A 21,823-nucleotide genomic window follows, 5' to 3' on the forward strand; every position below is an offset into this window, starting at 1 on the left:
CGACCCACTTGGCACAGACCCCGCTGGTTGCGGCCGACGACAGTGGTAGCGTATCTGGCAGGGTTCCGCGCGCGAGACGGCCGGTCGGCGTCCGGACGCCGGACTGCCTTGACGCGCTTCTGCACCGGGTCTCCGACGGCCAAAGGGATGCGATGATCGACGGTGTCACGCCGGCAGGGAAGGATGTGAGCGTATGCGGATCGTCAGTTGGAACGTGAACGGGATTCGTGCGTGCGTTCGGCGTGGCTTTGTGGATTTCCTGGCGAGATCGGATGCCGCCATCGTGGGGATCCAGGAAGTCCGGGCGCTACCCGAACAGGTCCCCGAGGCTGCCCGGTCGCCCGCCGGTTGGCATGCCATGTTCGTCGCGGCGGAGCGCCGCGGTTACAGCGGCGTCGGGATGTATTCTCGCGCTGAGCCGGATCGCGTGGACACCTCGCTCGGTGAACCGCGCTTTGACGTCGAAGGCCGATACATGGCTGCCCACTTCCGCAGTCGCGGCAGCAGGTTTGCCGTAGTCAACGCCTACTTCCCAAAGGGGAGTGGGAAGGATCGCGACAACAGCCGGGTTCCCTACAAACTTAACTTCTACGAGGCGGTGTTGGAGCGCATTCAGCGCATGCGGCGTCGGGGGCCCGTGTTCGTGGTCGGTGATTACAACACGGCTCATTGCGAAATCGACTTGGCCCGACCGAAGACCAACGTGAACAGCAGCGGTTTCCTGCCCGAGGAACGGGCAGAACTCGACCGCTGGGTGGAAGCCGGTTGGGTCGATACCTTTCGCGCGCTGCATCCCGGCCTCCCGGGACACTACACCTGGTGGCGCCAATGGGGCGGCGCGCGCGAGCGGAACGTTGGTTGGAGAATCGACTATGTGCTGGCGTCGCCAACGGCGATGAAGCGGGTCCGCAAGGCATTCATCTGGCCTGACGAGCATGGCTCCGACCATTGCCCGGTCGGCGTGGATGTCGACATTTAGCCTGTGGTCAGGACGGCGTTCAGAAGGAGGACCCTTCGGTCTTGAGGAAGGCGATCTCCTCAGGAGTGGAGGGGCGCGAAAGCACCGCGTTTCGATGGGGATAACGCCCGAAACGATCGATAATCGCCTTGTGCTGAAATTCATAGTCCAGGCTGTTCGCGTCTCCGAGCGCTTCGAATAACGGCACGGCAGCCTCGTGGACGCGTGCCGATTCGCTGTGCTGGTAGGGCATGTAGAAGAACCCCCGCCGGTCCAGCGGGACCTGTTGGTCGGCGCCAGCGCGCACCGCCTCCTGCGCCAGTACCAGCGCCATGCCGTCGTACGCGAAGGCACGCGCATCGTCGCGATGGAGATTGCGGGAGAACTGGTCCAGCAAGATGATTTCGGCGAGCCGGCCCTCTGGCGTGGCACGCCAATGGTGGAGTTCAGCACGGGCGGCGCGCTCGTGGAGCGCACCAAACTTCGTGCGGATCGTTTCGTCGAAGTCGGCGTCCTTGGCCCACCACTGGTCAGGGCCGTGGAGTTCGAACCAAAATTCGAGTATCTGCTTGATCATCCGTTTCTCCGCACGTGCCGTTGACACCACCATAGGGTCGCCTCGGACGTCCAGGCCGATCCTATGTGATGGCGCTGTCGCGCGGCTGCCATTGTCGCGAACCGGTGTCTCGATTCTGCTCTCGATCGTTGTACGCTTGTCCGGGGCCCGAACGGTAGTCGGCCTCGGGTGGTGCCGTCGTGAGGCCACGTCAGTGCTCCCTTGCGCGGGAGCCGGAGCCGGCAATGCGAAACGTGGTGAGCCTCGTGACCCTGGTGGCGCTTGCGGGTTCCGTCGGTGTTGCCCAAGCCCGCTCGGTTACCGATTCCGCAGGCCGGACGGTGACAATCCCGGATACGGTCCAGAGGGTCTATGCGGCCGGGCCGCCAGCGGCCGTCCTGTTGTATGTCCTCGCGCCGGACCGGCTCGTCGGCTGGCCGAGGGCGCCTTCGCCGGAAGACGAGCGCTACCTGCCGGAAGCGTACCGGGGATTGCCCGAGACCGGCCGTCTCACGGGTCGTGGCAATACTGCGAATCTTGAAGTCGTGCTACGCACCAAGCCCGATCTGATCTTTGACTTTGGGTCGGTACGGCGAGCGCACGTCTCGCTGGCCGATCGCCTGCAGGCGCAGACCGGCATTCCGTACCTGCTGATCGACGGACGGTTCGAACACACGGCATCCGCCTTGCGGTTGATGGGCAACGTGCTCGGGGTCCCGGATCGAGCCGAGGAGTTGGCGGCGCATGTGGAAACGCTGCTTGCCGACCTCGAAGCCGTGCTGGCGGATATACCGGAGAGCCGCCGCCCGCGAGTCTATCTCGCCCGGACGCCCTCAGGGCTCGAGACCGGCCTGCAGGGATCGATCAACACGGAAATCATCGAGCGGGCGGGTGGACGGAACGTGGCCGGCGTCAACTCCGACGAGGCGAGCCGGCGCGGACTCACGCAGATGTCCGTTGAGCAGCTGATTCTGGCCAATCCTGACACGATCATCACGTGGGACCGGACGTTCTACGCCCGTGTCCGGTCGAGTCGGGTCTGGGAACCCATCGAGGCGGTGCGGCAGGGTCGCGTGTTCCTGGCGCCGACGTCGCCGTTCGGTTGGATCGACAGGCCGCCGTCGGTCAACCGCATCATCGGACTGCGATGGCTGGGCGGGCTGTTCTATCCCGATCGGATGCGATCCGACTGGCAGGAGGAAGCCCGGTTGTTTTACCGCCTGTTCTATCATGTCGATCTGACGGATGAGATGCTAAGCCGACTGACCGATTGAACCCGCCCGGCAATCCGGAACGACCGCGCGCGCGAGGCGCTGGTCTGATCGTTGGCGGCATGGCCGCCGGTCTGCTGCTGCTTGTCCTCCTTGCCATCACAATCGGGCCGTATCCCGTCTCGGTTGTCCAGGTTCTCGACGCGTTGCTGGATTACGCTGGGGGATCTGCGGGCAAAACAGATGCCCAGCTCGAGACCGTACTGTTCTCGGTGCGCATCCCGCGCGTGCTGGCGGCGTTGCTGGTCGGCGCTGCCCTGGCGGCTGCGGGCACGGTCTATCAGGGCCTGTTCCGGAATCCGTTGGTGTCGCCAGACATCCTCGGCGTGTCCACCGGGGCCGGGCTGGGTGCCGCTGTGGGAATCCTGTTGTCGATGCCCGTGGTCGTCACCCAGGGCTTTGCTTTCGCGGGGGGCCTGGGGACGGTCGCGCTGGTGTACGCCGTTGCGACGGCGGTCCGCGGGCACGATCCGATGCTTGTCCTGGTGCTCGCGGGCGTTGTGCTTGGAGCACTGGCAGGTGCGTGCATTTCGCTGGTGAAGATCCTGGCCGATCCGTACGATCAGCTCCCCGCGATCACGTTTTGGCTGCTGGGCTCGTTGGCCGGCACGCAACCGGGTGACGTCTGGTCGGTATTGCCGTTCGTGGCGATCGGCCTGGTGCCGCTGGTCCTGCTGCGCTGGCAGATGAACCTGATGACGCTGGGCGATGAGGAGGCAACCGCGCTTGGCATCGACCCGCGCCGGCTTCGCGTGCTGCTGGTTGCGGCTGCGACATTGATGACCGCAAGCGTGGTGGCGATTTCAGGCGTGGTCGGGTGGGTAGGTCTGGTGATGCCCCACATTGCCCGATTGGTGGTCGGGCCGAACTTCGATCGCCTGCTTCCGGCCGCGATGATCATGGGGGCAGGTTTCCTCCTGATCGTGGACACGATCGCCCGGACCATGGCGGCTACCGAAACGCCGCTGGGGATTCTGACCGCATTCGTGGGAGCCCCGGTGTTTCTCTGGCTGCTCGCGACCGGACGGCGCAGCTGGTGAGCGTGTTGCGGGCCGAGGGATTGGGGTTCGGCTATCCCCGGTTCCCGGTCGGGCGCGCGGTCGACCTGACGCTGCAGGCAGGCGAAATCATGTGTCTGCTTGGCCCGAACGGCTGCGGCAAGACCACGCTGTTCAAGACCCTGCTCGGGCTGATCCCGCGCCAGGCCGGACGGGTTCTGGTCGATGATCGCGACATTCTTTCGCTTGACCGTCGGCACATCGCCCGAGTGATGGCATACGTTCCGCAAGCCCACTCGACAGTCTTCCCGTACGCCGTGGGCGACATGGTCCTGATGGGACGGACCGCTCACCGCGGCACGTTCTCCGGTCCGACCCGGGAGGACCGGGATCGCGCGACCGCCGCACTCGCGCAGTTGGGAATCGCTGATCTGTCCGAACGGGACTACACACAGATTTCCGGTGGCCAGCGGCAGCTGGTCCTGATCGCCAGGGCGCTGGCCCAGGACGCTCAGCTGATCGTCATGGATGAGCCGACCGCCAGCCTCGATTTCGGCAATCAGCTTCTGGTGCTGAACGAGGTAAGGAAGCTGGCGGCGGCCGGTCTGGGCGTTGTGCTTTCGACCCACAATCCCGATCACGCGTTCACATACGCAACCAGCGTCCACCTGCTAGGCGACGGCGCCACCCAGGCCGCGGGCCGCCCCGTCGAGGTGCTGACGCCGGGGGTGCTGTCCAGGGTCTACGGTGCGCCGATTGCCGTCGAGCGACTGCCAAGCGGCTACAACGTGTGCGTCCCGACCGGCCTGTCATCCGCCCGCAAGACCTAGCTGCCGGAGATGGGTCCGGCGCTGACCTGCGCCGTGTTGAACGACGGCCGGACCGCGCTTGAGGGCGGGTTCAGGGGCTTCGTCGGGCGGCTACGGCCTCAACTTCGATCAGGAATTCCTTCCGGACCAGTCCGTCGATGATCAGCAGTGTGTTGGGAGGATAGTCGGGCCCGCTGAACAACCTCGGAAAGAGCTTTGCACGGACCTCCATGAAGGTCGGCAGCAGGTTTGCGTCGACCAGATAGGTCCGCATGGAAACGATGCTGTCGCAACTCTCGCCGATCCCGTTCAGTACCGATGCCAGGTTTTCGTAGACCTGGCGGACCTGGGCAGCAAAGTCGTCGCTACCGACGATGGCTCCGTCGCTATCGACGGAGACCTGACCGGCGATGTGGTAGGTGCCGAACCCGGCCGGCATGAACGCGGCCTGGGAATAGAGGCCCTGCGCCGGAGCGGCGGCGGGCGGGTTAAGAAGTTCGATCTGATCGGCCACGGTTGCCTCCTGTGCAGGGCGGGATTGCGGAGGATCCAGAGAGTAGAGGAGAACTCAGGGCTTTCCGAGTTGACGAATCCCGGTAATGCTTTCCCATATTCATTGATATGGCTAATATGGGTCATATGAAGACGACCCTCGATATTCACGATGAACTTCTCTTCCGCGCCAAGCGCCATGCCCGGGATACCGGTTCCACGCTGCGTGCCGTGGTCGAGGACGGGCTCCGGCAGGTGCTGGACAGGGCGAATCCGATTCGGGAGCACGTACTTCCCGACCTGCGGGTGGGCGATCCCTCGGCGGATGACCCGCTGGAACAGTACTCTTGGCCGGAGCTGCGCGAGTTGATCTACGGTGACCCGGGTACCCGATGATCGCGGTGGACACGAATCTCCTGGTGTACGCGCACCGTCGCGAGGTGCGACTTGGCGACGCGGCTTTTTCGCTGATGCGGAAGCTCGCGGAGGGCGACCGCGCCTGGGCCATTCCCTGGCCCTGCTGTTACGAGTTCCTCAGCGTCGTGACGAACCGCCGGATCTGGAAGGACGGGGCAACGTCTTCGGGAATGGCATGGCAACAGATGGCGGCTTGGATGGCCTCGCCGTTTCACCGCATGATCGGTGAAACGGCCGATTTCGCTGACATTCTCAGCAGTTTCGTACAGCGTCCACATGTCGTTGGCGGGGTGGTTCACGACGCGCGGATTGCGGCGATCTGCGTCGCGCACGGGGTCGATGAACTGCTCACTCGAGATCGCGATTTCTCTCTGTTTCCCGAGCTGCAAACACGCGACCCGTTCGGCACGCGGTCCATCCGGCACTGACGGATGGCCAACCCTGGGAGGCCAAGGGTTCGGCCTCCCAGTTGACGCACGTCCCTGCGTAAGGCGCGGCGGCGAGCGAAGCCAACTGCCTGCCGGTGCCGGACAGTGCCTCGGGTCACTGGAGTCGAGCGATCTCCTTCCATTGACCGCCCTCGACCACTGACAAGATGACCTCGTCCGAGCCCTGATGGTCGTCGGCCGAGTAGTCGACGTGGTTGTCAAGGATCGGGTCGTAGTAGTCCAGGCTCTCGATCGCCTCAAGGAAGGTGTCGACAGTGAGGTTGCGCCCTGCCTTCTCCAGCGCCCGGGTCAGGCCGGTGGCAGCGGAGTAGCCGAGCAGGGCGCCGGTTCCCGGAAACTCACCGTGTGCTTCCGTGTAGGCCGCGATGAAGGCTGCCGGCTCGGGCTGGTCGGCCCGGGCCGCCAGGTCGGCCCAGCCGGCCGCGGCGAACAGGCCTTCGGTCAGGCCACCGGGTACTTTCGCGAGGAGGGTATGGAAGCTCCCCGAGGACCCGACGAACTTGATGTCGTCGAAACCGAGCTTCTTCGCGGTTCCGAGCACCGTAATCGTTTGGCGGATTCCCAGCGCGAGTCCGACCATCTCGCAGCCCTCGGACCGGAGCTTCTGCAGGGAACCTGCGAAGTCCGTCTCGTCGGGCTTGTGGGCGGTTTCCGCGGCGTACGTCACCGCCGCGTTTGCGGCGGCTTCGTCGCTGAGGGCCTCTTGGACTTCAATCCCGAAATCGGACGGGATGTACATGGTGCAGACCGTGGTGACCTCGTGGTGCTCCACCATGTACCGCGCGGCCAGACGCAGCTGGTCGTAGTACGTGCTGGACCCCAGGAAGCGCAGGCGGATCGGTTCCTCCACCATCTGGCGGGCGGCGGAAAGTGGCGAGATGTTCGGAATGTTGTTCGGGGTCGTGAGCTTGAAGCCGGCGATGTTCATGGGGGTTCCCAGCGACAGGAACATCGCGAACACCTGATCGCGGTTGACGAGCTTGTTGTACCCCTGCATCGCCTTCTGCATCTGGTAGCTGCTGTCCTCGACGACGAACCGGATGGTCCTGCCGTGAATGCCGCCGGCGCCGTTGACCACGTCGAAATGCATCTGTGCGGCAGTGACCGCGGGTGCGCCGAACGCCGCAAAGATTCCGGACAGGTCGTTCACGGAACCGATGACAATCTCGTCATCGCTGACACCCTGCTCGGCGAAGGCGGGTGTCGCGACGATCAGTGTTGCCGCCAGAAATTTCAGGAATCTCATGTTCGCCCTCCTTGACGAAGTCAGTACATTTCCGCGATCAACGCCTCGTGCTTGCGCTGCACGAAGTCGCGGCGAAGCTTCATGGTGGGTGTCAGCTCATCGTCTTCAGCCGTGAGCAGGCAGTCGATCAGGCGGAAGTCCTTCACCTGCTCGACCCGCGCGAACTGGTTATTGACGGTTTCGACTTCCGTACGGATCAATGTCTGCACGGGTTCCGCAGCGCACAGTGAAGCGAAATCCGAGAACGGCACGCGGCGCTCCTGCGCGAAGCGTTCCACATTTTCCTGATCAATCATGATCAGCGCCGTGAGGTACTTCCGGCGATCGCCGACCACGACAGCATCAGCGATGTACGGAGAGAATTTCATCTGGTTCTCCATCGTCGCTGGCGTGATGTTCTTCCCCCCGGCCGTGATGATGATGTCCTTGATGCGCCCGGTGATCCAGAAGAATCCCCGGTTGTCGACCCGCCCCACGTCGCCCGTGTGCAACCATCCGTCACGAATGGTCTCCGCGGTCTTCTCCGGGTTGTTCCAGTACCCCTGAAACACGAGGGGCCCCTTGGCCACGATCTCGCCGTCTTCCGCGATCCGCATTTCCACGCCCGGGACCGCAACGCCGATCGAGCCGGTCTCGTTGCGGTCCGGCAGGTTGACCGAGAGCACGCCCGAGCTCTCGGTCTGCCCGTAGCCCTCGAGCATGACCAGCCCGATCGCCCAGTACCACTTCACCAGGTCCGGCGAGATGGGGGCGGCTCCCGTCGCGACGCGACGCGCGCGGTCAAGTCCGATCATCCGGCGCAGGTTGGCCAGCACCAGCCAATCCCAGAGCCGGTAGCGCGCCTCAAGCCAGTCCGGCACCCGGCGGCCCGTCATCCGGAATTCGGCCCGCTGCATGCCGCAGGCAACCGCCCGACCGAACGCCCACCGGCCGAGCGGCGTTGCCTCTTCGTTCAGCAGCATGACGCGCGAATAGATCTTTTCCCAGAGCCGCGGCACCGCGGTGAAGAACGATGGCGAGATCTCGCGCAGGTTGTCGAAGACGGTGTCGGGACTCTCGGCGAAGTTGACCACCGATTTCGCGGCCAGCGGCACGAAGGCGGACAGCAGACGTTCGAGCACGTGGCAGAGCGGCAGAAAGCACAACTGCTCGTCCCCATCCTCGACGGGGAGCATGCGGAGGCCCGACTGCACGGAAAAGACGATGTTCTCGTGGGAGATCATCGCTCCCTTCGGCTGTCCGGTCGTTCCAGAGGTGTAAATCAGAATGGCGGTGTCATCGGGACGCGACGCGGCGATTTCGCGTTCGAAGCGCCCTGGGTCCGCGGAGTGGGCGCGGGCGCCCAGCTCGTACAGCTCGTCGAGAAACATCACGGATTCGTCAACGAAGCCGCGCAATCCGTCCCGCTCGACCACGATGCACGTGAGCACGTTCGGGACGCGGTCGCGGATCTCGAGAAACTTGTCGAGCTGCTCGTCGTTCTCGACGATCAGGAACCGGCTCTTCGAATCGGCGAGCAGGAACGCCACCTGCTCGGCGCTGTCCGTCGGATAGATGCCGTTCGTGATCCCGCCCATGCACTGGACCCCGAGATCGGCATACAGCCATTCCTTGTTGTCTTCGGAGAGAACGGAGACCACGTCGCCTCGCTTGAGGCCCAGCGACGCGAGCCCCATGCCGATTGCCCGAGCGGCGTCGAGGAACCGCGCCCAGGTATGGCTCCGCCAGATTCCCAGCGTCTTTTCCCGGTGGGCGATCCGTTCCTCCAAGGTCCGGCAGCGGTGCAGGAACACCTTTGGCACCGTGTCGCACCCGTCGATCAGGTACGGGGCACAGGGCGCGGCGTGATCGGCGTGGACCGCCTGGCCGGCTTCCGGTGGCAGGGTTAACACGGGGGATCTCACCTCCAGGACTTCCGGCGTTTCCAGCGTCGGTCGCCACGCACGCTGTTCTGGTGGCCGCCAAGGTAGAACTCCTGGATGTCCCGACTTTCCTTGAGGGCCTCCGTGGGGCCATCCAGCACGATGCGGCCGGTCTCCATCACGTAGCCGAAATCCGCGACTTCGAGCGCCAGCTTGGCGTTTTGCTCCACGAGCAGCACGCTGATTCCGCGTTCCTGGTTGAGGCGTCGGATGACGGTGAAGATGCCGCGCACGAGTAGGGGCGAAAGACCCAGGGACGGCTCGTCGAGGAGCATCAGCTTCGGGCGCGCCATCAGCCCGCGCGCGACGGCGAGCATCTGCTGCTGGCCGCCCGACAGCGTGCCGGCAGGCTGCGCCAACCGTTCCTGAAGGATCGGAAAATAGTCGAGGACCCTGCTGATATCCGCGGCGATGCCGCTGTCCGCGCGGGAGTACGCGCCCATCTCGAGATTTTGGGCCACGGTCAGCAACGGAAAGATCTCGCGCCCTTCAGGTACGTGCACGATACCGCGCCGCACGATCGCGTCGGGCTCCTTGTGAGCGATGGCTTCACCGGCAAATTGCACTGCTCCTTTTTCCGGGTTCAGCACGCCCGAAATCGTTTTCAGAAGGGTGGTCTTGCCGGCGCCGTTGGCGCCGAGCACGGTCACAATGGTCCCCTCCCGCACGTCGAGACTGATGCCGCGGATGGCCAGCACGGGCCCGTAGTAGCTCTCCAGGTTGCGGACCTGGAGGAGGGCGCCGCTCATGTCGCGGGGCTCCGGTCGAGCCCCAGGAACGCATGCAGGACTTCCGGATGCGACTGCACCTCCGCAGGGGTACCAAGTGCGATCACCCGGCCTTCGGCCAGCACCAGCACCCGGTCTGACACTGCGGAAACCAGCCCCATGTCATGCTCGACCATGAGGATGGTGATGCCGAGCTCCGCACGGATATCACTGATCCAGAACTGCATGTCCCGCGATTCTTCCGCGGACAGCCCGGATGCCGGCTCGTCCAGCAGGACGATCCGGGGCTCCATGGCGAGTGCCCGGCCGACTTCCACCACCTTGCGGGTGCCGTACGGGAGGCCGGCGATTCGCTGTTCGCGGGAAGCGTGCAGATCCAGGAAATCGATGACCCGCTCGACCGCTTCGCGATGCGCGATTTCCTCCCGCCGGGCTGCCGGGCTGAAAATCGCTTGCGACACGAACGAAGCCCGGCGGTGGGTATGGCGGCCGATCAGCAGGTTCTGCAACACGGTCGACGTTTCGAACAGGTCGATGTTCTGAAATGTGCGGGCAATGCCAAGCGGGGCGATGTCAGCCGGGCGCCGGTTCAGAAGGCTGGCTCCGTCTAGCCGCACATCCCCGGAGTCCGGCTCGCAAAAGCGGGAGATCAGGTTGAAGAGCGTCGACTTGCCCGCTCCGTTCGGCCCCACGATGGCGAAGATCTCGCCGGGCTCGACGCTGAACGAGACGTTGGTGAGCGCCGTGACACCCCCGAAACGGATGGTAACGTCGCGCACGTCGAGCAGGCTCACCGGACGCGCTCCGTTTTCAGATACGACCGCTGGCGACGGAACAGGTCACGGCGGTAGAACGGAAACAGCTCGAAGTAGATCCGCCACTTGGTGATCCTGCCGTGGACACCCTGCGGCTCGAAGAGGATGAAGAGGACCAGGATCAGGCCGAACACCCCGGTCTCGAGCCCGGGAATCGCGACCCCGCCGGTACCGATGGCCTCCGTGATCCAGTCCCGACCGATATTGATGGCCTGGGGGATCACCCCCACCACGAGAGCTCCGTAGAAGGCGCCATGAAGCGAACCGATCCCGCCAATGACGATCATGAGCAGCAGCTGGATCGAGACCACCACCGTGAAGACCTCGTGGTTGAAGGTGTAGAAGAAATGCCCGAGGAGGGCTCCGGCCCAGCCAGTGATCAGGCAGGACAGCCCGAACGCAGCCGCTTTCGTCCATGCCAGTCGGACTCCCATCGCTTGGGCAGACACCTCTGAATCGCGGATCGCGAGAAAAGCTCTGCCGAGCGGCGCGCGGAGGATGTTGCGGTATCCAAGCGTGATCATGAGCACGATCGAAAGGCACAGCCAGTAGAATCGGTCCGGGGAACTGAACCGGTCCACGTCTATCCCGGCGATAGTGATGGTCGGCGCGGTCAGGCCAATCACCCCTCCCGTCCACGGCTCGGCCAGGACAATGAAGTCCTCGACCAGCATCGATAGGGCAAGCGTCGCGATGGCGAGGTAGATGCCGTGAAGCCGGAACACGGGAATGGCGATCAGCACGCCGACAATCCCGGTGAGGACACCGGCCAGCGCGAACGAGGCCAGAAACGGAAGTCCGAAGCGGTCCATCAGGATGGCATGGGCGTAACAGCCGACGGCGAGAAATGCGGCGTGGCCGAGGCTCACCTGCCCGGCGTGCCCCGTCAGCAGCATGAGGCCCATGCCGGCGACGGCCCAGATGAGGACGCCCGTGACCTCCCCGATGAGGAAGTCGTCCAGCACGAACGGCAGCCCGACGGCGAGCGCGACGAGAGCGGCATAGCGACAGGCCTGATAGCCGTCGGCGAACAGCCGGATGTCGTGGTTGTAGCTGGTCTTGAAGGGAACGCGCATCGCTTCAGAGCTTCTTGCCTCTGACCTGAGCAAACAGACCGTGCGGACGGAAGATCAGCACGAGGAGGAGGACGGCATAGGGCGCGATCTGCGCATAACCGGCCGCGACGTATCGAGCGGCGAAGGGTTCCACGAGGCCGATGATCAGGCCGCCCAGCAATGCTCCTGGCAGCGACCCGAACCCTCCGATGACCGCCGCGGCAAACGCCTTGATGCCAAGCAGTCCGGCGCTCGGGTCCACCGAACCCTTGGCGGCAAACAGGATTCCTGCGACGGCGGCGGTCGCGCCGGCCAGCATCCAGGTCAATCCATGGACCCGCTTGACGGGGATGCCCATGTAATAGGCGGCCAGCTGGTTCTGGCTTGCCGCCTGCATGGCAACGCCAAGTTTGGTGCGGCTGAAGAACAGGTACAACAGGCCGGTCAGCAGAACGGTGACAGCGATCACCGCGATTTCGTCGGCACTCAGGACGACTTCACCAAACGCAACGTGGGTGCCTGCGACCGGATGGTCCATGACCAGTGGATCGTGGCCCCAGATGGCGCCAGCGACGAACCGCAGCACGAAACCGAACGCAATCGTGAGGATGACGACGGCGATCTGTGACTGGCCGAACAGGGGGCGAAGAAGGGTCCGCTCGACCGCCATGCCGAACGCGGCCATGATCAGGATGGCACCGACGCAGGCCAGCCAGAACGGCAGGCCGCCGTGGGATTCGTTGCCCAGTCCGATGGCAATGAAGGCGCCGAGCATCATCATGTCGCCCTGCGCAAAATTGACCTGCTCGGTGGCTTTGTAGATCAGCACGAAGCCAAGGGCGATCAGGCCATAGACGCAGCCGTTGGCAAGACCGCCTACCATGAGCTGAAGATCTTCCAAGCGCCCGCTCCGATAGCACGTCGGCCGATTGACATGAGTGCGCCCCTGACAGTTTCACTGGCAGCAGTGTGTGGTCAACTGCGGGCCTGGTCGGGTGGCCAGGGTCGAAGCGCCGGCGCGGCTGTCGAGGTCACGTATCGCCGGTGTCGGCGGTGATCCGTACAACTTGGCGCGGTCCCCGGCCGATGCTGCGTCCGTCGGGCGCCATGCGCCCCGAGGGCCGGTGCCGCGTATCAAGGTCCCGGTGCGGGATAGTTTCCGGGGTATCCGAAGGCGGATATTGTCGGGGGTGTTCTAAGACGGGGAGACGACACTCGGCGGCAGTGCCCGCCAACGCCGGATACCATCGCGGAGGAGTTCTGCGCACTTGGCACGCTCCTCGGGGGCTAGGAATGCGCCGATCACGAGGCTGCGGCCGTGCGAGGAGAGCCGAAGCTGGTCGGCGCGGTCGCCGGTATCGTCGAAGTCGATCCGAAGCCAATGCGGCTGAAACGTCCAGGACCGGGCCCGGCCGTCCGCGCGCGTTTGCACGATCTGGAGTGCCTCCGTGTCAAGTCGTATCCGCTCACGTTCGCGCGCGCTCCGGTAACTCCACCGGAATGCCATGTAGACAAGGAGCATGTCGAGCCCGAGAAACGCGAAGACGGGCCACGCCCCCAGCGAGGCGAAGACGATTCCAATGGTGAGGCAGGACGCTGCGACAGTGCCCATGAGCAGACGGAAGCCGGTCGGTCCGAGCGATCGGTGCGGCAGGAGCACGGTGTCGAGGAGGACCGTTCGCTCGCAGGCGGCAAGTGTTTGGACCGGTGCCATGACAGAAGAATAGGAGAGTTTTCGTGCTGGGGCAGCGACTTGCCGGAACTTCCGGTCGGGACCGCTGCGGAAAGGCGGAGGCGCGTGCGGTTGTCCTCCGCCATGTCGTCGAGAGCCGGTGCGTACCGCGCAGCTGTACGATGGCTGCCGGTCGATCCGGCAGCTGGCGGGTCGGGGCCGAGGCCATTCGGGGCAGCGGACCCGGTCACTTTTCGCCCTGGGCTTCCGTACTGTCCTGCGGTTTCGCTGGTTGATCCTTCCCGTTTCCCCTTGTAGGTCCTCGCAAATGGTGACATTCACCGGCGCATCGGCGGTCCTGCTTGCCAGCCGGATGGCTTGGGCGGCCGCGACTCCCGTGTTGGGGCCGGTTTTACGCGCGCGCGTCCGGCGCGGGCGCGAAGATCCCGACCGCCTCGGCGAGCGGCTCGGCTACCCGTCCGTGCCGCGCCCACAGGGCCCGCTGTGCTGGGTGCACGCGGCAAGCCTGGGCGAGGCGCGATCGGTGGAACCGATCATCCGCCGCCTGGTGGAAGAGCACGGGATGGACGTGCTGCTGACCACGGTGACCGTGACGTCCGCCCGTGCCATGGCGCAGGCGCTCCCGCCCCGGGCCTGCCACCAGTTTGCTCCCCTAGACCGACGTGCGGCCATGGGCCGATTCCTTAACCATTGGCGACCGGACTGCGCGCTACGCGTGGAATCGGAGATCTGGCCGGAAACGCTCAGTGCGCTCATCCAACGGCGCATCCCCCGGGCGATCGTGCAGGCACGCCTGTCCGCTCGTTCTGCGACACGATGGCGTTGGCTGGGCGGAGCGCTCCGACAGCTGCTGGACGGGTTTGATCCCGTGATCGCCCAGACAACGGTCGACCGGAAGCGCCTCGCGGACCTTGGTGTGGCCCACGTTCAGGGCCCTTTCAATCTGAAGGCCGACGCGGGCGTCCCGGATTCGGATCCGGCGTCGCTGGCGGCCCTGCAGAACGATCTGGGGCAGCGCCCGCTCTGGCTGGCGGCCAGCACGCATCCTGGCGAGGAGACCATTGCCCTGGCCGCGCACGCCCGGCTTTCGTCGCGCTGGCCGGACCTGCTGACCATCTTGTTGCCGCGCCATCCCGACCGGGGCAGTACGATCGAGGCCGACGTGCGGAAACGTGGACTGACGGTCCGCCGCCGGAGTCTTGGGGTGCTGCCGGGTGATGCGAACGTCTACGTTGCCGACACGCTGGGAGAGACCGGGCTCTTCTATCGGCTGGTGCCCGTCGCGCTGGTCGGCGGCACGCTCGCGTCCAGGGGAGGTCACAACCTGCTCGAGCCCGCGCAACTGGATTGCGCCATCTTGCACGGGCCTGACATCGCGAACGTTGTCGATGTTGCCGCGGAACTCAAGCAGGCGGGCGCAGCGACAGAGGTGCTGGATGCCGACACGCTGGCCGCCGCGCTATCGCACCTTCTCGAACAACCGGCGGCGGCCAAGCACATGGCCGCCGCGGCGAGACAGGTAGCGGCCCGGGCGCGCGGCGTCACCACACAGGTGACCGAGCTGCTCGGACCCATGATTGCGGCGGCCAAGGTGGCGCATGCGCGCACCTGATTTCTGGGCCCGCCGGGACAGTGTCGCGGTGCGTGCCCTCACGCCCCTGGCAGCCTTCTGGACATGGGGAGCACGGCGGCGCCAGCGCCGCGGGCGACCGCGGTCCTGTGGGGTGCCGGTCCTCTGCGTCGGCAACCTGGTGCTTGGCGGAAGCGGCAAGACACCGGTCGTGCTGGCGTTGGCCGAGCGACTTCGAAACTCAGGCATCGAGGTCCACATCCTGTCCCACGGATACCGCGGCCGCCTCAAGGGCCCGATTCGGGTGGATCCGCACCAGCACACCGTCAGCGACGTCGGCGACGAGGCTTTGGTGGCCGCGCGCACCGCACCGACCTGGGTGGCTCGGGATCGGGCGGCCGGCGGCGCGGCGATCGCTGCGGCCGGCGCCGACTGCTTGGTCTTGGACGACGGCTTTCAGGACCCGTCGCTGGCCAAGGACTTGGCCCTCCTGGTATTCGACGGCGGGCTCGGTGTCGGGAACGGCCGCACCCTGCCGGCCGGCCCTCTGCGGGAGTCGCCCGACGACGGCTTTCGGCGCGCCCACGCTGCCGTCGTGATCGGCGAGGATACGGTGAACGTGAGCGCGGCCCTGCCCGCCACGTTGCCCTGTATCCGGGCTTCCATGCGGCCCGCGCCGGGCCTCGACGCCCTGCGGCGGCGGCGTGTCTTCGCGTTCGCCGGAATCGGGCGTCCCGAGAAGTTCTTCCGGTCGCTGCGGGAGCTCGGTGCCGACGTCGTCGGGACCCGGCCGTTTCCCGATCACCATCGATACCGCACGCGCGATCTGGAGCGGGTGCTGGCAGCGGCCAGGGAGTCAGCCGCGGTGCCGGTGACGACAACGAAGGATGAGGTGCGCCTGCCCGCGGAGTTCGCAGCACGGGTGATGGTGGCGGAAGTGCGCTTGCGCTTCGACGACGGCGGCGCGCTGGATGAACTCCTGGCGCGGGTGGTCGGCACCAGGGAGCCGGGATGAGGCGCCGCTCCCCGCTCCGGCGAATCCGCCACGCCGCGGAGGCGATCGGTCTGCATTCCGCAATGGCGGCATCCCGCGCCCTCGACATCGACCGGGCCTCCGCCCTGGGAAGCCGAGTGCTCCGGGCGCTGGGACCGCGTATTCCGCTGCACGCAACGGCGGAGGGCAATCTTCGTCGTATCCTGCCGGAACTGGATGCGGCGGGACGCGACCGCGTGCTGTCTGGCATGTGGGACAACTTGGGTCGGCTGGTATTCGAGTTTCCCCATCTGCACCGGCTGGACCCGTTCCGCCCCCAAATTGCGCCCCTTCCAGATGGAACTCCGCGGTTTCAACTGGAGGGTCTGGAGGTGATCGAGGGGCTCCGCGCACGTGGCCAATGCGCGGTATTTGCGAGCGCCCATCTCGCGAACTGGGAAATTGGGGCGCTGGTGCTCACCCGGGCAGGGATGCCGATGACCTACGTCTATCGACAGGCGGACAATCCCTGGGCGGACGACGTCATCCAGAGCTACCGGCTGGAAGACGCTGAGTTTGTCCGCAAACGCCACGCAGGTAGGGCCCTGCTCGATGCGCTGCGTCGGGGCCGCTCGGTCGGTGTCGTCAACGACCAGAAGCTCACCGAGGGGCCGTTGGTCGACTTTCTCGGAGTCCCGGCTGGGACGGCGCCGGTGGCCGCATCGCTGGCCCTGCGGGCCGGTCTTCCAGTCTTCCCGCTACGCGTTCAGCGGACTGGCGGCGCGGCTTTCCGGGTGACCATCGAGCCGGCCCTCCCGACGCCTGCTGAGCGCGGGACGCGTCGGGAACGCAGGCTGGCCCTGCTCCGGTCGCTCAACGAGCGGTACAGCAATTGGATCCGCGACTGCCCCGAACAATGGCTCTGGATTCACCGGCGCTGGCCAGCCTGATTCTAACCCTGGGTCAGGTCGACGCGGTCAAACGGGCCGAATGCGGCAGCTGCTGTTCCCGTGGTACGCCCATGTCTCCAGTCCTCGAGAGCCCATCGGACGGACGGGAAGGCGAGATCGTCCCACGGCACTTCGCTCCAGGAAAACAGTCGGACCTCGAGGCTCTCGGCTCCCGGCGCAATATTGGGATCCATGAGCTGAGCGGCAAAGATGAGCTGGATGAGCGAGATGCGGGGTAGCGAATAGATGCCCAACGGCCGTTCGATCGCGATGACCGCTCCGGCTTCCTCCTCGGCCTCCCGCCTGGCGCCCGCCGCCGCGGTTTCGCCGGTTTCCAAGTAGCCCGCCGGCATGGTCCAGAAACCCGTACGGGGTGGAATGGCGCGTCGGCACAACAGCACCTGCTCGTCGTATTGAACGACCGCTCCCACCACGATCCGCGGATTCATATAGTGGATGAATCCGCAGTCGGTACAGACGTTTCGTTCGCGGTTGTCACCCTCCGGCACCATGCGGACGACAGGACCACGAAGCGGTGCGTCGCTCACCGGCCGGCCGGAGGAGGATTCTGATAGGCCGGAAGAGCGCACACCCACAGGAGCCCCTGTTGCGCCGGCACGCGATACTCCGCAAGCCCGATTTCCATGCCGGTGTGACCGGCGATGGGTTCGGCGCGGAACGTGCCGAACAACCGGTCCCACCAGGTGACGCTGAACCCGAAATTCGAATCGGTTTCGGCCCGGATCGTCGAGTGGTGCACCCTATGCACGTCGGGGGTCACGATCACCAGTCGGAGTACCCGGTCGACGGCCTGGGGCAGAGCCAGGTTCGCATGGTGGAAGAGGGAAGTGGCGTTCAGCAGCACCTCGAAGGCCACGACGGCCGCTGGCGGCACGCCAAGCAAGGCAATGGTGGCGAACTTGATCAACATGGACAACACGATTTCACCGGGATGAAACCGGACTCCGGTGGTCACATCGACCTCGAGATCGGCATGATGGACTCGGTGAAAGCGCCACAGAAACGGGACGTGGTGGAAGGCTGCGTGCTGGGCGTAGATGACCAGGTCCAGCAGAGCAATGCCGACCAGGCACGCGGCCCAGTAGGGAACGCCGAGGATCGGTGCGAGGCCGATCTCGTGGGTGGTCATCATGGCTGCCCACTCGACCGCGAGCAGCGGAAAGAGCAGGCGGAGTGTCACTGTGTTGATGGCGGTCAGCGCCAGGTTCACCCCCCACCTCTTGGCCGTCGGTGCACGGCGCTGCCGCCGCGGAAACAGTTTCTCCAGAAGCGCCATGACGGCAAGTACGCCGGCGAAGGAAAAGAGGCGCACCTGATCTTCGTACAGGATCAGAAATTCCAACGCGGTATGTCCCCGGTCATGCGCATTCCAGTATAAGGGGCTGTCCGTTTCCGGGAATTAGCGATGCGAAGCATGGTGGTCTCAGCACTGGGCGGCCCCGAGGTCCTGTGCCTCGAGGAGGGGCCAAGTCCGGCGCTCGAGCCGGAGTCCGTCCGGATCGACGTGTACGCGGCTGGAGTCAATTTCGCGGACTCCTTGTTGCTGCGCGGCCGATACCAGGTGCGCCCGCGGCCACCCTTCGCCCCCGGCCTCGAGATCGCTGGCGTTGTGCGGGAGATAGGTGCCGGAGTCCGGGCTCGCACCGTTGGAGAGCGCGTACTCGGCGTCATGCGTTACGGGGGTTTTGCCGACGAGGTGGTGATGCCCGAGGAAAACACGTACCCGCTGCCGGTGGGAATGGATTTCACGACGGGCGCCGCGTTCCCGGTCGCCTACGGAACCGCGCACGGCGCGCTTTCCTGGAAGGCGGCGCTGGCGGCCGGCGAAACGTGCCTGGTGCTCGGGGCGGCCGGCGGTGTGGGGCTGGCGGGCGTGGAAATTGCCGCGGCGATGGGTGCGCAGGTCATCGCGGCCGCCGGCAATGATGAGAAGCTGGCAATCTGCCGCGAACACGGCGCGACGGCAGGCATCAATTACCGGACCGACCGGGTGCGGACACGGTTGCCGGACCTGGCGCCCGGCGGCGTCGATGTGGTGCTGGACACCGTGGGAGGAGATGCCGGCGACGATGCCCTACGGCGACTTGCGTGGGACGGCAGGATGGTGACCGTGGGGTTTACCGCCGGCCGAATTCCGACATTTCCCGCCAACCGATTGCTCCTGCAGAACGCCGCGGTTCACGGTCTCTACTGGGGTGAAGTTGCTGCACGCGAGCCGCAGCGGGTGGGAAAATCGTTCGCGCGCCTCGGCGAGTGGTATGGCGAGGGACGCCTGCGCCCCAGGGTGGCGACCGTGTTGCCCCTCGACAAAGCGGCGCATGCGATCGAACTGCTCTTGTCGCGGGCTGTCAGCGGCAAGGTCGTGCTTGATTGTCGGCGTTGAGCCGCACTCGCTGCAGCCCGGCGGCTCGGCCCGGGGATCAGATAATCGATCCCGACAGCCATGGTGCGTAGGGCACGGACGTGTTTGAACCACGATTACTGACCGAGACGTCGGTCAGCGGGGTCGCGCCTCGATGACGTCGCGGCCGTTGCCGCGGGACCTGCCGATGTGGCGGCTGGCCGTGCCGATGATTCTGTCCAATCTCACGGTGCCATTGGTTGGCATGGTGGACACCGCTGTCGTGGGCCGTATCAGCGTTGCGGACATTGGCGCGGTGGCCGTGGGCGCCACGGTGTTCTCGTTCCTGTTCTGGACATTTGCATTTGTCCGCATGGGAACGACGGGTTTTGCGGCTCAGGCGCACGGGGCCGGCGACTTTCAGGGATTGGCCGGCGCCGGCGTTCGCGCCTACGCGATGGCCGTGGTGATCGGCTGCGGGATGCTGATCCTGTCGATGCCCATCCGCTGGCTCGGGCTGCTGGTCGTTGGGCCTTCGGAGGCAGTCGCCCCGCTGGCCGACACGTACATAGGCATCCGTATCTGGTCGGCTCCCGCGACGTTGGTGAACTTTGTGGCCGCCGGCTGGCTCCTCGGGGTGCAGCGGGCAGACCTCGTCTTGGCCCTCCAGGTATTTATCAATCTGCTCAACGTGGCGCTCGACCTGTTGCTGGGAGTCGTCTTGGGATGGGGGCTGGTCGGCGTCGCATGGGCGACGGTGATCGCTGAGCTGAGCGGCTCCGGGATCAGCATCGCGCTGACCGCCCGCCTTGCGGCCAAGCGAGGGGCTCCGTTTCGACTGGCGGCCGTTCGGGATCTGCAGGCCTTTCGACGGATTGCTTCGGTCAACACTGACATTTTCCTGCGGACACTGATCGCGGTTTGCACGATCACGTCGTTCACGGCCGTGGGCGCCCGCATGGGCGAGCTGGTCTTGGCTGCGAACGGCATCCTGATGCTGCTCCAGACCTTTGTCGCCTACGGGCTCGACGGTTTCGCACATGCCGCCGAAGCTCTGGTGGGCGGCGCCGTCGGACGGCGCGACCGGCGAGCGTTTCGGGCGGCAGTGGCCGCGACCAGCCGATGGGCAGTGTTGGTCTCGGGGTGCTATGTGGCCGGGTACGCGCTGTTCGGAAATCAGATCGTAGGCATGATCTCGAACCTCCCGGAAGTACGCCAAATGGCGAGCACCTATCTGCCTTGGTCAATCGTGCTGCCGATCGTTTCGGTCTGGAGTTTCCAGCTGGACGGCATCTTCATCGGGGCGACCCGAACGCGGGCCATGCTCGTGGGCATGGCAATCAGCGGTGCCACGTTCTTCGTGGCGATGGCAGTTCTTGTGCCGCTGTACGCCAATCACGGGCTTTGGGCCGCTTACCTGGTGTTCATGGTGGCTCGGGCAGTGACGCTTGGCGCAGCGTACCCGGCGCTGGAGCGGACGCTACGCAACTGACAATCGCGGGCCCGCGAACCCGGGGCCAGGCCGTAGCGCCGAATGCGATGGAGACCGTAAAGACCTGTTAGGACATTCAGAAGCGTACGTCGGCGGCGGCGATCTGGAGCAGCGAGTGTCCGTCTGTTCCCCCGGCGGGGGACACGATCCCGTTAAGGAGGCGACGGGGGCTTAGGTGTGCGAGGAGGCGCTTGGCCGCATGCGCGCAGCACAAGACCGGGTGGCGGCAACCTTGTGGACAGTGATTTCGGCACTCGAGAGCAGTGCCGTACGTTGCTGAATGCGTGGCGAAGACATGAAAGACAAGCTCGGCGGGCCCGAGCGTCTAGTTGCATGGTGTGTCCGGTGAACGGCGGCTCCGATCACGTAGTCTCTTGGGACAGGCCGTCGTCGGAAGTCGAACGCCGCCGTCGCTTGGAGGCCCACGCTTCGACGTCGGCACGCAGATAGCGCACCCGGTTGCCAAACTTGTGAAACTCTGGGCCGTCTCCACTCACGCGGTAACGGTCCAGCGTGCGCGGGGAAAGGCCCAGTAGAGCCGCCACCTCGCGCGTGCTCATATACTGGTGGGGGTTGTCCGTCATGCCGTGACCTCCATTGGCTGCACCTTGCGGCTTCGACTCCTGTCCGGACGATGCAGCGCGAACCGCCCGACGTTCCGCGTCATTTGAGTGCTTTCTCATCCACGCGCGTGCCTTGTCTACCGTTGCGAGACGGGGCGACGCACCGTGGCGAAGCTGTGTGACGAAGGAAGGACTACCGGTTACGCCTCGACCAAACTCCGATGACTTGACCCGGGTGACTGACAGAAAAGCCTCGACCTCGCGTCGAAACGTAGGGCCCATGGGCTCAAGACCCATGTATTCCAACACTCTGTCGGCGGTGTTGAGCTGCGGTGACCGCCCGAGTTCCAAGTCAGCGACGAACGACGGATCGCCCACTGCTGCCTCGCCGAACGCCGTGCGCGTCATGCCGCGTCGTCGGATGAATGCGTTGATAGCGAAACGGAGTGTCTTCTCCCAATTCATTGTTGCCACAAGTAGTTGGATTAACCTCGTTTGACAATA

At 65.3% G+C, this 21,823-nt stretch carries 23 protein-coding genes; 11 read left to right on the plus strand and 12 right to left on the minus strand.

The window, feature by feature from the left end; translation table 11 throughout:
* The first annotated feature begins 193 nt into the window (after nucleotides 1-193).
* A complete protein-coding gene (locus OXH60_06725; GenBank protein MDE0711812.1) occupies nucleotides 194-979 on the plus strand; it encodes an exodeoxyribonuclease III in 786 nt (261 codons plus the stop codon).
* Between the two features lie 19 nt (nucleotides 980-998).
* On the opposite strand, the gene OXH60_06730 is transcribed toward OXH60_06725, so the two are convergent.
* Entirely contained in the window at nucleotides 999-1,535 is a 537-nt protein-coding gene (locus OXH60_06730) for a DUF924 domain-containing protein (protein ID MDE0711813.1), read from the minus strand.
* Between the two features lie 224 nt (nucleotides 1,536-1,759).
* Here OXH60_06730 and OXH60_06735 point away from each other — a divergent pair, with 224 nt between their 5' ends.
* Genes OXH60_06735 through OXH60_06745 form a run of 3 tightly spaced genes read left to right on the plus strand, consistent with a single transcriptional unit; the run spans nucleotide 1,760 to nucleotide 4,613 of the window.
* Nucleotides 1,760-2,788, plus strand: coding sequence for an iron ABC transporter substrate-binding protein (locus tag OXH60_06735; GenBank protein MDE0711814.1), 1,029 nt, complete (start codon nucleotides 1,760-1,762; stop codon nucleotides 2,786-2,788).
* 59 nt (nucleotides 2,789-2,847) lie between these two features.
* On the plus strand, nucleotides 2,848-3,825 hold the full coding sequence (locus OXH60_06740; protein MDE0711815.1) for an iron ABC transporter permease: 978 nt from the start codon (nucleotides 2,848-2,850) through the stop codon (nucleotides 3,823-3,825).
* The gene (locus OXH60_06745) at nucleotides 3,822-4,613 is read left to right on the plus strand and encodes an ABC transporter ATP-binding protein (GenBank protein ID MDE0711816.1); all 792 of its coding nucleotides are present in this window, start codon (nucleotides 3,822-3,824) and stop codon (nucleotides 4,611-4,613) included. Before OXH60_06740 ends, OXH60_06745 begins: the two co-directional genes overlap by 4 nt.
* 70 nt (nucleotides 4,614-4,683) lie before the next feature.
* Here OXH60_06745 and OXH60_06750 read toward each other — a convergent pair whose 3' ends face one another.
* Nucleotides 4,684-5,106, minus strand: coding sequence for a RidA family protein (locus OXH60_06750; protein ID MDE0711817.1), 423 nt, complete (start codon nucleotides 5,104-5,106; stop codon nucleotides 4,684-4,686).
* Nucleotides 5,107-5,231: 125 nt separating this feature from the next.
* Here OXH60_06750 and OXH60_06755 point away from each other — a divergent pair, with 125 nt between their 5' ends.
* Both OXH60_06755 and OXH60_06760 read left to right on the plus strand, forming a co-directional pair.
* Entirely contained in the window at nucleotides 5,232-5,480 is a 249-nt protein-coding gene (locus OXH60_06755; GenBank protein MDE0711818.1) for a hypothetical protein, read from the plus strand.
* A 5-nt stretch (nucleotides 5,481-5,485) separates the two neighbouring features.
* Complete coding sequence (locus OXH60_06760) at nucleotides 5,486-5,929, plus strand: PIN domain-containing protein (protein MDE0711819.1); 444 nt, start codon at nucleotides 5,486-5,488, stop codon at nucleotides 5,927-5,929.
* A 115-nt stretch (nucleotides 5,930-6,044) separates the two neighbouring features.
* Here OXH60_06760 and OXH60_06765 read toward each other — a convergent pair whose 3' ends face one another.
* From OXH60_06765 to OXH60_06795, 7 genes are all read right to left on the minus strand, one after another.
* Nucleotides 6,045-7,196, minus strand: a complete 1,152-nt coding sequence (locus tag OXH60_06765; GenBank protein MDE0711820.1) for an ABC transporter substrate-binding protein — start codon at nucleotides 7,194-7,196, stop codon at nucleotides 6,045-6,047.
* A 20-nt stretch (nucleotides 7,197-7,216) separates the two neighbouring features.
* Nucleotides 7,217-9,088 carry an AMP-binding protein gene (locus OXH60_06770; protein ID MDE0711821.1) on the minus strand — a complete coding sequence of 624 codons (1,872 nt, stop codon included), beginning with the start codon at nucleotides 9,086-9,088 and terminating at the stop codon, nucleotides 7,217-7,219.
* An 8-nt stretch (nucleotides 9,089-9,096) separates the two neighbouring features.
* On the minus strand, nucleotides 9,097-9,867 hold the full coding sequence (locus OXH60_06775) for an ABC transporter ATP-binding protein (protein MDE0711822.1): 771 nt from the start codon (nucleotides 9,865-9,867) through the stop codon (nucleotides 9,097-9,099).
* On the minus strand, nucleotides 9,864-10,640 hold the full coding sequence (locus OXH60_06780; GenBank protein ID MDE0711823.1) for an ABC transporter ATP-binding protein: 777 nt from the start codon (nucleotides 10,638-10,640) through the stop codon (nucleotides 9,864-9,866). The genes OXH60_06775 and OXH60_06780 overlap by 4 nt, the downstream gene beginning before the upstream one ends.
* Nucleotides 10,637-11,737, minus strand: coding sequence for a branched-chain amino acid ABC transporter permease (locus tag OXH60_06785; GenBank protein ID MDE0711824.1), 1,101 nt, complete (start codon nucleotides 11,735-11,737; stop codon nucleotides 10,637-10,639). The genes OXH60_06780 and OXH60_06785 overlap by 4 nt, the downstream gene beginning before the upstream one ends.
* A gap of 4 nt (nucleotides 11,738-11,741) precedes the next feature.
* Entirely contained in the window at nucleotides 11,742-12,617 is an 876-nt protein-coding gene (locus OXH60_06790) for a branched-chain amino acid ABC transporter permease (protein ID MDE0711825.1), read from the minus strand.
* Between the two features lie 294 nt (nucleotides 12,618-12,911).
* Nucleotides 12,912-13,430, minus strand: coding sequence for a DUF2244 domain-containing protein (locus tag OXH60_06795; protein MDE0711826.1), 519 nt, complete (start codon nucleotides 13,428-13,430; stop codon nucleotides 12,912-12,914).
* Between the two features lie 286 nt (nucleotides 13,431-13,716).
* Here OXH60_06795 and OXH60_06800 point away from each other — a divergent pair, with 286 nt between their 5' ends.
* From OXH60_06800 to OXH60_06810, 3 genes are read left to right on the plus strand one after another with little or no spacing between them, the layout of a single operon-like run.
* Nucleotides 13,717-15,021 carry a 3-deoxy-D-manno-octulosonic acid transferase gene (locus OXH60_06800; protein MDE0711827.1) on the plus strand — a complete coding sequence of 435 codons (1,305 nt, stop codon included), beginning with the start codon at nucleotides 13,717-13,719 and terminating at the stop codon, nucleotides 15,019-15,021.
* Nucleotides 15,008-15,994: a tetraacyldisaccharide 4'-kinase gene (gene lpxK / locus OXH60_06805; protein MDE0711828.1), complete on the plus strand. Its 987-nt coding sequence runs from the start codon at nucleotides 15,008-15,010 to the stop codon at nucleotides 15,992-15,994. Before OXH60_06800 ends, lpxK begins: the two co-directional genes overlap by 14 nt.
* Nucleotides 15,991-16,902 (plus strand): lauroyl acyltransferase, encoded by a 912-nt coding sequence (locus OXH60_06810; GenBank protein ID MDE0711829.1) that lies wholly within the window; start codon nucleotides 15,991-15,993, stop codon nucleotides 16,900-16,902. The genes lpxK and OXH60_06810 overlap by 4 nt, the downstream gene beginning before the upstream one ends.
* A gap of 2 nt (nucleotides 16,903-16,904) precedes the next feature.
* Here OXH60_06810 and OXH60_06815 read toward each other — a convergent pair whose 3' ends face one another.
* Both OXH60_06815 and OXH60_06820 read right to left on the minus strand, forming a co-directional pair.
* The gene (locus OXH60_06815) at nucleotides 16,905-17,450 is read right to left on the minus strand and encodes an NUDIX hydrolase (GenBank protein MDE0711830.1); all 546 of its coding nucleotides are present in this window, start codon (nucleotides 17,448-17,450) and stop codon (nucleotides 16,905-16,907) included.
* The gene (locus OXH60_06820) at nucleotides 17,447-18,265 is read right to left on the minus strand and encodes a sterol desaturase family protein (protein ID MDE0711831.1); all 819 of its coding nucleotides are present in this window, start codon (nucleotides 18,263-18,265) and stop codon (nucleotides 17,447-17,449) included. Before OXH60_06820 ends, OXH60_06815 begins: the two co-directional genes overlap by 4 nt.
* Before the next feature lie 72 nt (nucleotides 18,266-18,337).
* Here OXH60_06820 and OXH60_06825 point away from each other — a divergent pair, with 72 nt between their 5' ends.
* Both OXH60_06825 and OXH60_06830 read left to right on the plus strand, forming a co-directional pair.
* Nucleotides 18,338-19,306, plus strand: a complete 969-nt coding sequence (locus OXH60_06825) for an NADPH:quinone oxidoreductase family protein (protein ID MDE0711832.1) — start codon at nucleotides 18,338-18,340, stop codon at nucleotides 19,304-19,306.
* A gap of 133 nt (nucleotides 19,307-19,439) precedes the next feature.
* A complete protein-coding gene (locus OXH60_06830; GenBank protein MDE0711833.1) occupies nucleotides 19,440-20,756 on the plus strand; it encodes an MATE family efflux transporter in 1,317 nt (438 codons plus the stop codon).
* 362 nt (nucleotides 20,757-21,118) lie between these two features.
* On the opposite strand, the gene OXH60_06835 is transcribed toward OXH60_06830, so the two are convergent.
* Nucleotides 21,119-21,340, minus strand: a complete 222-nt coding sequence (locus OXH60_06835; GenBank protein MDE0711834.1) for a helix-turn-helix domain-containing protein — start codon at nucleotides 21,338-21,340, stop codon at nucleotides 21,119-21,121.
* Nucleotides 21,341-21,823: the final 483 nt, after the last annotated feature.

This window comes from Rhodospirillales bacterium, assembly GCA_028824295.1.
Lineage (GTDB): Bacteria > Pseudomonadota > Alphaproteobacteria > TMED109 > TMED109 > VXPW01.

Bases quoted from the DNA above. Each gene is read 5' to 3' on its own strand.
- OXH60_06755 (MDE0711818.1), top strand. From the start codon at position 5,232: ATGAAGACGACCCTCGATATTCACGATGAACTTCTCTTCCGCGCCAAG.
- lpxK (MDE0711828.1), top strand. From the start codon at position 15,008: ATGCGCGCACCTGATTTCTGGGCCCGCCGGGACAGTGTCGCGGTGCGT.
- OXH60_06830 (MDE0711833.1), top strand. From the start codon at position 19,440: ATGACGTCGCGGCCGTTGCCGCGGGACCTGCCGATGTGGCGGCTGGCC.
- OXH60_06775 (MDE0711822.1), bottom strand. From the start codon at position 9,867: ATGAGCGGCGCCCTCCTCCAGGTCCGCAACCTGGAGAGCTACTACGGG.
- OXH60_06785 (MDE0711824.1), bottom strand. From the start codon at position 11,737: ATGCGCGTTCCCTTCAAGACCAGCTACAACCACGACATCCGGCTGTTC.
- OXH60_06735 (MDE0711814.1), top strand. From the start codon at position 1,760: ATGCGAAACGTGGTGAGCCTCGTGACCCTGGTGGCGCTTGCGGGTTCC.
- OXH60_06740 (MDE0711815.1), top strand. From the start codon at position 2,848: ATGGCCGCCGGTCTGCTGCTGCTTGTCCTCCTTGCCATCACAATCGGG.
- OXH60_06825 (MDE0711832.1), top strand. From the start codon at position 18,338: ATGGTGGTCTCAGCACTGGGCGGCCCCGAGGTCCTGTGCCTCGAGGAG.
- OXH60_06835 (MDE0711834.1), bottom strand. From the start codon at position 21,340: ATGACGGACAACCCCCACCAGTATATGAGCACGCGCGAGGTGGCGGCT.
- OXH60_06810 (MDE0711829.1), top strand. From the start codon at position 15,991: ATGAGGCGCCGCTCCCCGCTCCGGCGAATCCGCCACGCCGCGGAGGCG.
- OXH60_06725 (MDE0711812.1), top strand. From the start codon at position 194: ATGCGGATCGTCAGTTGGAACGTGAACGGGATTCGTGCGTGCGTTCGG.
- OXH60_06795 (MDE0711826.1), bottom strand. From the start codon at position 13,430: ATGGCACCGGTCCAAACACTTGCCGCCTGCGAGCGAACGGTCCTCCTC.
- OXH60_06765 (MDE0711820.1), bottom strand. From the start codon at position 7,196: ATGAGATTCCTGAAATTTCTGGCGGCAACACTGATCGTCGCGACACCC.
- OXH60_06730 (MDE0711813.1), bottom strand. From the start codon at position 1,535: ATGATCAAGCAGATACTCGAATTTTGGTTCGAACTCCACGGCCCTGAC.
- OXH60_06800 (MDE0711827.1), top strand. From the start codon at position 13,717: ATGGTGACATTCACCGGCGCATCGGCGGTCCTGCTTGCCAGCCGGATG.